This window comes from Streptomyces sp., assembly GCF_035563135.1.
Lineage (GTDB): Bacteria > Actinomycetota > Actinomycetes > Streptomycetales > Streptomycetaceae > Streptomyces.
The window spans coordinates 1-7,419 of record NZ_DATMVN010000542.1 but is presented as its reverse complement, the minus strand read 5'-3'; the positions used below and the strand labels follow the sequence as shown (position 1 = coordinate 7,419).

Genomic DNA, 7,419 nt, shown 5'->3' with positions numbered 1-7,419 from the left:
GGTCGCCGACGGCCTGGCCGGGCTGGGGGCCGCCCGCCGGCTGGCCGAGCTGGCGCTGCTGACGTGTCCGCCGGGCACGACGGGGATCGTCCGCCTGGAGGACCGGCTGCCGGCGGCGCTGCTGGTGAGCCAGCCCGAACTGTCGGCCCGGCTGGTCGCGGAGGTCTTCGGTCCGCTCCTCGCACTGGACCCGGCGGACCGGGCGCTGCTGGTGCGGACGCTCGATGCGTGGCTGGAGTGCGGGGGGTCTGCCGGGCGGGCGGCGGGGCGCCTGTACTGCCACCGCAACACCGTGCTCAACCGCCTGCGGCGGCTGGAACGGCTGACCTCGCGGTCGCTGTCACGGCCGCGCGAGCTGATCGAGATGATGCTGGCGCTGGACGCGTTCAGACTGACGGCGGCGCAGCCGTGAGGGGGAGCCCGGCGGGCGCAGAAGCCCGGCGGGTGTCCCCCTCACGGCGGTGCGTCAGGACAGGAAGTCGCGGGCGATCGCCTCGGCCGCGCGTTCCAGCAGGGGGCCGGCCTGGGCCATGCAGACGGCCGGGTCCGGCTCCAGGTCCGTCAGGGCGTACGCCCGGCGGATGCCCGCCCTGCCCAGTGCCTCCGGCGGAAGGGCGAGGCGCCCGCACACGGCGACGGCCTCCACGCCTGCGGCGCGCGCCGCGGCGGCGACGCCCGCCGGGGCCTTGCCGTGCAGGGTCTGCTCGTCGAGCGATCCCTCGCCGGTGATGACGAGCGTGGCCCTGGCCAGTGCGGGGGCGAAGCCCAGGACGTCGAGCATGACCTCGATGCCGGGCCGGAAACGGGCGCCCAGGGCGACCAGCGCGCCGTAGCCGATGCCTCCCGCGGCGCCCGCTCCGGGCAGTTCGGCGGTCTCGGGCCCCAGCACGGACGCGTAGTGGACGAGCGCCGCGTCGAGGACCGCGATGTCGTCCTCGGTGGCGCCCTTCTGCCGCCCGTAGACCTCGGGGGCGCCCTTCGGCCCGGTCAGCGGGTTGTCCACGTCGCTGGCCAGGATCAGGTCGATGTCCGCGAGCCGGGGGTCGAGCCCCGACAGGTCGGCCTCGGCCAGGCCGGCGAGTGCGCCGCCGCCGGGGCCGACGGGTGTGCCGTCGCCGTCCAGGAAGCGCGCCCCCAGCGCGGCGAGCATGCCCGCGCCGCCGTCCGTCGTGGCGCTGCCACCGACACCGAACACGATCGTGCGCGCGCCCGCGTCGAGCGCGGCCGCCAGCAGTTCACCGGAGCCGTACGTGGTCGCCGTGAGCGGGGCGAACTCCCCGGCGGGCAGATGCTGGAGGCCCGAGGCCTCCGCCATCTCCACCACGGCGGTCGTGTCACGCACCGCGTACGCCGCCGTGACCGGGGTCCCCAGCGGCCCGGTCACGCGCGCCTGGCGGCGCTCGAATCCGGCGGCCACCGCCGCCGCGACCGTACCGTCGCCGCCGTCCGCCACGGGCAGGGTCTCGACCCGCAGGCCGGGTACGACGCGCCGCAGCCCCGCCGTCACACGCTCCGCGACCTGTACGGCCGTCAGGGAGCCCTTGAACTTGTCCGCCGCCACGAGCACGTGGGGGGTCTCCATCACTGCTCCGTCCGTCACCTTGTATCCCTTTGCTTTCGAACAGGCAGTCGCGCCGCCCCGACCTTATCCGGACCACCCCTGATCTGCCCATGGCTGTCCGAAACCGCGCGGACGGCCCCTACGCTGCCTCCGTGACCACCTCTGATGACTACGCCACCTACATCGCAGGACTCCCCCGTGTGCTGGCCGGGGCAGCCACCCTCTTCAGGGACGAGCGGGGACGGGTCCTGCTCGTCGAGCCGAACTACCGGGAAGGCTGGGCTCTGCCCGGCGGCACCATCGAGTCGGGCGACGGCGAGACGCCCCGGCAGGCCGCGCGCCGCGAGACGGCGGAGGAGATCGGTCTCGACCTCGCGCCCGGCCGGCTCCTCGCGGTCGACTGGGTGCGCGGCGCGGCCCGCCCGCCGGTCGTCGCCTACGTCTACGACGGCGGTGTGCTGGCCCAGGAGCGGTTCGAGGAGATCCGCCTCCAGGAGGCCGAGCTCCTTTCCTGGCGGCTGGTGGACCGCGCCGACCTCTGCGCCTACCTGCCCGACCGTCTCGGGCGGCGCATCGGGGCGGCGCTGGGAGTGCTGGACTCCGGTGCGGGTGCCGCCGAGCTGGAGGACGGTGAACCGGCCACGGGATGAGTGGTCAGCCCTGGGACTCCTGGGGCCTGGCCTCGCCCTCCATCCGCGCCTCGTCCTGCGTGGCGGCCCGCGCCTCGGTGCGGTGGCCGCGGGCGATGTAGTCGCGCACGACGAGCTCGACGGCGTCCTGCGGACTGCCGACGCCCGCGAGCACCATGACCTCCACGACGAGTTCCGCGTCCAGACTGACATTCACCTTGGCCATGCCCCGGACCTTATGGGGTCCCTACGGAAATGTCATCGCAGCGGGACAGCAGCGTCCGTAGGCTCGGGCCATGGGCCGCGGAACCTGCCTGAAAGGGCCTCCCGCGACCGTCACGCGCGGCCCTGGCCGTAGAAGCGCACGTGGTCGACCGTCATCGTCGCGGGGGACGGCGTCGAGGCGTCGGGAGCACCGGGCCAGTCGCCTCCCACGGCGACGTCGAGCAGCAGGTGCATGTCCTGTTCGAAGACCCAGTCATCCGGCTCGGGCAGCTTCGACGGGGTCAGCGTGAAGTACGGCTCCCCGTCGACGGACCAGGTGATGCGCCGCGGCTGCTTGTCGACGGCGTAGGTGTGGAACTCCTGTGACGCGTCGGCCGCGAGGGTGGTGGAGCCGTCGATCCCGTTCTCGTTGAAGTAGGTCGGCCCGTGCGCGGTCCCGTACACCGTGCGCGGTTCTCCGCCGACCACCTCGCAGATGTCGATCTCCCCCTGTCCGGGCCATTCGGCCCCGTTGTCGCCCAGCATCCAGATCGCCGGCAGCAGTCCCGTGCCGGTGGGCAGCTTCGCGCGGATCTCCACACGTCCGTGGGTGAGCGCGACCTTTCCCGCGGTGGTCAGGCGGGCCGACGTCCAGGGGCAGAACTCCTGCGTGTGGCAGGGCAGCTCGGACCCTGCGGGGGCCGGCCGCGCCGAGATCAGGAGGTGCCCCTCGCCGTCGAGAGCGGAGTTGGCGGCGTCGTCCGTGTAGTACTGGAGTTCGTTGTTCCCCCACCCCTCGGCGTCCCGGTTCCCGGTCTCGGTGGTCCAGTACCGTTCCGACGGGCGCGTCGCCGCCGCTCCGTCGAACTCGGCCTGCCAGAAGGGCTCTTCCCCGGCCGATGGTGCGTCCCCCTGCACCGGGGCGGGCCGCCCGCAGCCGCTCAGCAGCCCGGCCAGCAGTGCGCCCAGCGCCAGTGCGCGTGTCAGGCGGGTACGCCGGCGCTTCGCACTGCTCCCGCCGCGCCTTCGGGCCTTCAAGACCCCTCACCGTCCAGTCCGGCACGGATCCGGCGGGAGGGACTGAACGCGTACAGGTCCAGGATCTCCGGCGCGTCCGCGAGGCCGGGCCCGCCCTCCGCCGCCCAGGCGGCGATGTCGGCGACGGCGTGCGGGTCGTTGACCAGCCCGAGCCAGACGGGGCGGCCGCCCGCGCGGCGGCCCTCGGCCGAAGGCTGTACGACGATGACGTTGCCGTGCTCGCAGGCGTCCAGGCACTCCACCGCGCGCACGGTCGCGGCCCCGTCGAGGGACTGCCGCAGCTGCGCGAGCTGGCCGGCGTGGTCCACGCCCGGGATCTTGGGGGTGCCGCAGCAGCAGCCCCGGCAGACGCTCACCGTGGGGCGGGGCTGTCCGGATCCGGCGCCCTTGTTGCGCGGTCGGCGGCTCATGCGGGGGCACTCCCGGGGACGGCGTGGGTGATCACCGTAGGACTGTACCGAGCTGTTCCCCCGCAGCTCGGGTGGGGTATCGTTGACGGCTGCGAAGGGGAGTAGCCCCGCAAACCGGTCGTCGACACACTGGAGCCTCCGGGTTCCCGGTGGCCGGGCCCGTAGATCCTTGCGGGCGGGCGAGACCTTCGGTCAGGTATGACACGCCCGCGCCCTGCGGGTGCTGCGGTCATGCCGGGCCGAGTGGTCCTCCGGAGAAGCCCGAGCGGCACTTCGCGGAAGGCCCGGGGCCCGGCTCACACAGAAAGCCACCCGGAATGCATCTCGATCCCCTGGCGATCGTCACCGCCTTCGGGCTGATCTTCCTCGCGGAGCTCCCCGACAAGACGATGTTCGCCTCGCTGGCCATGGGCACCCGTATGCGCCCGCTCTACGTCTGGTTCGGTACGTCGTCCGCGTTCATCGTGCACGTCGCCATCGCCGTCGGTGCGGGCGGGCTGATCGGCCTGCTGCCCGACTGGACCGTCAAGCTGGTCTCGGCCGTCCTCTTCGCCTTCGGCGCGTTCATGCTGCTGCGCAGTGGTGGCGGTGACGACGACGAGGGCGAGGAGATCAGGACCGTGACCGGCTTCTGGCCGGTGTACTCGACCGCCTTCATGGCGGTGTTCATCAGCGAGTGGGGCGATCTGACCCAGATCACCACCGCGAACCTGGCCGCGAGCAACGGCGCCTGGCCGACGGCCCTCGGGGCGGCCGCGGCCCTCATGTCGGTCTCCGCGCTGGCACTGCTGGCGGGGCGCTTCATCGCCAAGCGGGTGCCGCTGAGGACGGTGCAGCGCATCGGTGGCCTCTGCATGCTCGCTCTGGCGATCTGGTCGGCCGTCGAGATCTTCACGGGCTGAGCCGGCCGGACAGGGCCTTCGCGGGCCGAGCCGGCCGGACAGGGCCGGGGCGCAGGGGGCGCCCGGCCCCGGCCGGGCACCCCGCTCAGAAGAGGGCCGGCACCTCGCTCTCCGCGCCCCGTTCGAAGGCGAGCAGCCGCTGCTTGCGGTCCAGCCCGCCGCCGTATCCCGTCAGGCTCCCCGAGGATCCGATGACACGATGGCAGGGGACGATGATCCCGACCGGGTTCCTGCCGTTGGCGAGGCCCACCGCGCGGGAGGCGCCGGGCTTGCCGAGACGCCCGGCCAGTTCGCCGTAGGAGCGCGTCTCGCCGTAGGGGATCCGTACGAGTTCCGCCCAGACACCGCGTTGGAACGGGGTTCCGTGCAGGCGCAGCGGCAGGTCGAAATCCGTCAGCTCCCCCGCGAAGTAGGCGTCCAGCTGACGGGCGGCCTCCCCGAAGGGCCTCGGGTCGGGCACGCCGAAGGTTTCCTCCGGCGGGCGGTGCCGCTGCCCGGTCATGTACAGCCCGGACAGCACACCGTCGGTCGCGACCAGGGTGAGCGCCCCGTACGGACTGTCGATGACCGTGTGCTGCCTGGTCATCGGAGATGTGATGGTCATCGTTCGTCCTCACGCCCTCAAACGGGCAGATGGTTGACGGGGTGGTCGTCGACGGTCCACAGGTACTGCACGGCGTACGCACGCCAGGGGCGCCACTGTACGGCGCGTGCGGTGAGGGCCGCGGGGGTCGCCGGGAGACCGAGCCGGCCGGCGGCCCTGCGGATCCCGAGGTCGGTGGGGAGGAAGGCGTCCGGGTCCCCCAGGGCGCGCATGGCGATGACTTCGACCGTCCACGGGCCGAAGCCCGGCAGCGCGGCCAGTTCCGCGCGGGCCTTCTCCCAGTCGGTGCCCTCCCCCAGGCGCAGGGATCCGCCGGCGAGGGCGGCCACGAGGGTGGTGAGCGTGGTGCGGCGGCTGCGGGGCAGGGCGAGTGTCCCGGGGTCGAGGCCGGCCAGGGCACCGGGGGCCGGGAAGAGATGGGTCAGGCCGCCTTCCGGGTCGTCGACGGGCACACCGTGGGCACGGACCAGCCTGGCCGCGTGGGTGCGGGCGGCGGCGGTGGAGACCTGCTGGCCTAGCACCGCGCGTACGGCGAACTCCTCCGCGTCGACCGTACGCGGCACCCGGCGTCCCGGGGCCGCGTCGACCAGGGGGGCGAGCAGCGGGTCCGAGCGCAGCCGGTCGTCCACGGCGACCGGGTCGGCGTCCAGATCGAGGAGTCTGCGGCAGCGGCTGATGGCCTGGGTCAGGTCGCGGAGGTCGGTGAGGGAGAGCCGGCAGTCGATGTGACCGGGCCGGGGGGACAGCGCCACGATGCCGTGCCCGTGCGGGAGGGTGAGTGTGCGGCGGTAGGCGCCGTCGCGCCATTCCTCGACGCCGGGCACGGCTGTCGCGGCGAGGTGCCCGAAGAGGTTGCTCGGGTTGAGCGGGGACCGGTAGGGCAGCCGCAGGGCGATGGCACCCGGGGCCCCGGGCCCCCGGACTCCGCGTGCCGCGCGGGTGCGCAGTTCGCCCGGGGTGAGCGCGAAGACCTCGCGGACGGTGTCGTTGAACGTGCGGATCGATGAGAACCCTGCCGCGAAGGCGATCTCGGCCATGGGGAGCCCGGTCGTCTCGATGAGCACCCGGGCGGTCCGGGCGCGCTGGGACCGGGCCAGTGCGAGTGGCCCCGCGCCCAGTTCGGCCAGGAGCTGGCGCTCGACCTGCCGGGCGGAGTAGCCGAGCCGGGCCGCCAGTCCCGGTACCCCTTCCCGGTCGACGACCCCGTCCTGGATGAGGCGCATGGCACGGGCGACGGAGTCGGCGCGGGTGTTCCACTCGGGGGAGCCGGGGCTGGTGTCGGGCCGGCACCGCTTGCAGGCCCGGAACCCGGCCTGCTGACACGCGGCGGCGCTGGGGTAGAAGGTCATGTTGCGGGGTTTCGGCGCCACGGCCGGGCAGCTGGGGCGGCAGTAGATCCGGGTGGTCAGGACAGCCGTGAAGAACCATCCGTCGAAGCGGGCGTCCTTCGACTGCACGGCTCGCACGCAGCGCTCGGTATCGGTGTGCATGGCCCAAGCATCGGGCACGGAGGGGGCGGACGGCTGGCGGAAATCCGACATCGGCCTTGCGTGGACGTCGGTACGGTTCCGCGGCTCACGGGAGCCTGCCCGTGGTGTGCCGGGCGGGCTGCGCGCTCCGCCCCTGCGTTTACATGAATGAACTTTGATCACATACAGATGCATTGACGCGATCACGACAGGAGTCTACGGTCGGGGAAAGCGCTTGCTCCCCCCACTCGGCGCGGTACGGACCGCTTCACCGTTCAACTCCTTGGACAGATGACGCGGTCGCACCCCGAGCCGCGACAGGAAGGGCCACTCATGCACCCGCCCGGCCCCGCCTGATCCGGAGGCCCCCGTACCGCACCGGGCTCCCCCGCCGACGCGTTGCCGGACTCACCGCTCCGGCGCCTGCGGCCAGTCGGAACCACCCCCACCTGGAGACGATCGATGCAGAAGAAGAAGCCCGTCATCGCGTGTGTCAGCCTGCTGGCCGGCTCGCTCGTCGCACTGTCCGGCACCATGGCGCAGGCGACCTCCGCCCCCGGTGGCACCCCCTTCGGCGCCGGTGCGGCCGGGGCGCCGGCCGC

The 7,419-nt window shown here is 73.4% G+C and carries 9 protein-coding genes; 3 read left to right on the top strand and 6 right to left on the bottom strand.

Annotated features, from left to right (window positions below; translation table 11 throughout):
- Positions 1–412, top strand: a 412-nt coding sequence (locus tag VN520_RS23985) for a helix-turn-helix domain-containing protein (RefSeq protein ID WP_325749005.1), incomplete at its 5' end; no start/stop codon positions are given.
- A 54-nt stretch (positions 413–466) separates the two neighbouring features.
- On the opposite strand, the gene VN520_RS23980 is transcribed toward VN520_RS23985, so the two are convergent.
- Positions 467–1,582 (bottom strand): glycerate kinase, encoded by a 1,116-nt coding sequence (locus VN520_RS23980; RefSeq protein WP_325749004.1) that lies wholly within the window; start codon positions 1,580–1,582, stop codon positions 467–469.
- 131 nt (positions 1,583–1,713) lie between these two features.
- Between VN520_RS23980 and VN520_RS23975 the strand changes: the two genes are divergently transcribed.
- Positions 1,714–2,211: an NUDIX hydrolase gene (locus VN520_RS23975; RefSeq protein ID WP_325749003.1), complete on the top strand. Its 498-nt coding sequence runs from the start codon at positions 1,714–1,716 to the stop codon at positions 2,209–2,211.
- Between the two features lie 4 nt (positions 2,212–2,215).
- Here VN520_RS23975 and VN520_RS23970 read toward each other — a convergent pair whose 3' ends face one another.
- From VN520_RS23970 to VN520_RS23960, 3 genes are all read right to left on the bottom strand, one after another.
- Positions 2,216–2,416 (bottom strand): type II toxin-antitoxin system VapB family antitoxin, encoded by a 201-nt coding sequence (locus tag VN520_RS23970; RefSeq protein ID WP_325749002.1) that lies wholly within the window; start codon positions 2,414–2,416, stop codon positions 2,216–2,218.
- Positions 2,417–2,526: 110 nt separating this feature from the next.
- The gene (locus VN520_RS23965; protein WP_325749001.1) at positions 2,527–3,432 is read right to left on the bottom strand and encodes a glycoside hydrolase family 16 protein; all 906 of its coding nucleotides are present in this window, start codon (positions 3,430–3,432) and stop codon (positions 2,527–2,529) included.
- On the bottom strand, positions 3,429–3,842 hold the full coding sequence (locus VN520_RS23960) for a (2Fe-2S) ferredoxin domain-containing protein (protein ID WP_325749000.1): 414 nt from the start codon (positions 3,840–3,842) through the stop codon (positions 3,429–3,431). Before VN520_RS23960 ends, VN520_RS23965 begins: the two co-directional genes overlap by 4 nt.
- 317 nt (positions 3,843–4,159) lie before the next feature.
- On the opposite strand from VN520_RS23960, the gene VN520_RS23955 reads away from it, so the two are divergent.
- The gene (locus VN520_RS23955) at positions 4,160–4,744 is read left to right on the top strand and encodes a TMEM165/GDT1 family protein (protein ID WP_325748999.1); all 585 of its coding nucleotides are present in this window, start codon (positions 4,160–4,162) and stop codon (positions 4,742–4,744) included.
- 85 nt (positions 4,745–4,829) lie between these two features.
- On the opposite strand, the gene VN520_RS23950 is transcribed toward VN520_RS23955, so the two are convergent.
- Both VN520_RS23950 and VN520_RS23945 read right to left on the bottom strand, forming a co-directional pair.
- The gene (locus tag VN520_RS23950) at positions 4,830–5,330 is read right to left on the bottom strand and encodes a methylated-DNA--[protein]-cysteine S-methyltransferase (RefSeq protein ID WP_325749006.1); all 501 of its coding nucleotides are present in this window, start codon (positions 5,328–5,330) and stop codon (positions 4,830–4,832) included.
- A 35-nt stretch (positions 5,331–5,365) separates the two neighbouring features.
- Positions 5,366–6,838 (bottom strand): AlkA N-terminal domain-containing protein, encoded by a 1,473-nt coding sequence (locus tag VN520_RS23945; RefSeq protein ID WP_325748998.1) that lies wholly within the window; start codon positions 6,836–6,838, stop codon positions 5,366–5,368.
- Positions 6,839–7,419: the final 581 nt, after the last annotated feature.

Coding starts and splice junctions, on each gene's coding strand:
- VN520_RS23980 (WP_325749004.1), bottom strand. CDS start 1,582: ATGGAGACCCCCCACGTGCTCGTGGCGGCGGACAAGTTCAAGGGCTCC.
- VN520_RS23960 (WP_325749000.1), bottom strand. CDS start 3,842: ATGAGCCGCCGACCGCGCAACAAGGGCGCCGGATCCGGACAGCCCCGC.
- VN520_RS23945 (WP_325748998.1), bottom strand. CDS start 6,838: ATGCACACCGATACCGAGCGCTGCGTGCGAGCCGTGCAGTCGAAGGAC.
- VN520_RS23955 (WP_325748999.1), top strand. CDS start 4,160: ATGCATCTCGATCCCCTGGCGATCGTCACCGCCTTCGGGCTGATCTTC.
- VN520_RS23950 (WP_325749006.1), bottom strand. CDS start 5,330: ATGACCAGGCAGCACACGGTCATCGACAGTCCGTACGGGGCGCTCACC.
- VN520_RS23970 (WP_325749002.1), bottom strand. CDS start 2,416: ATGGCCAAGGTGAATGTCAGTCTGGACGCGGAACTCGTCGTGGAGGTC.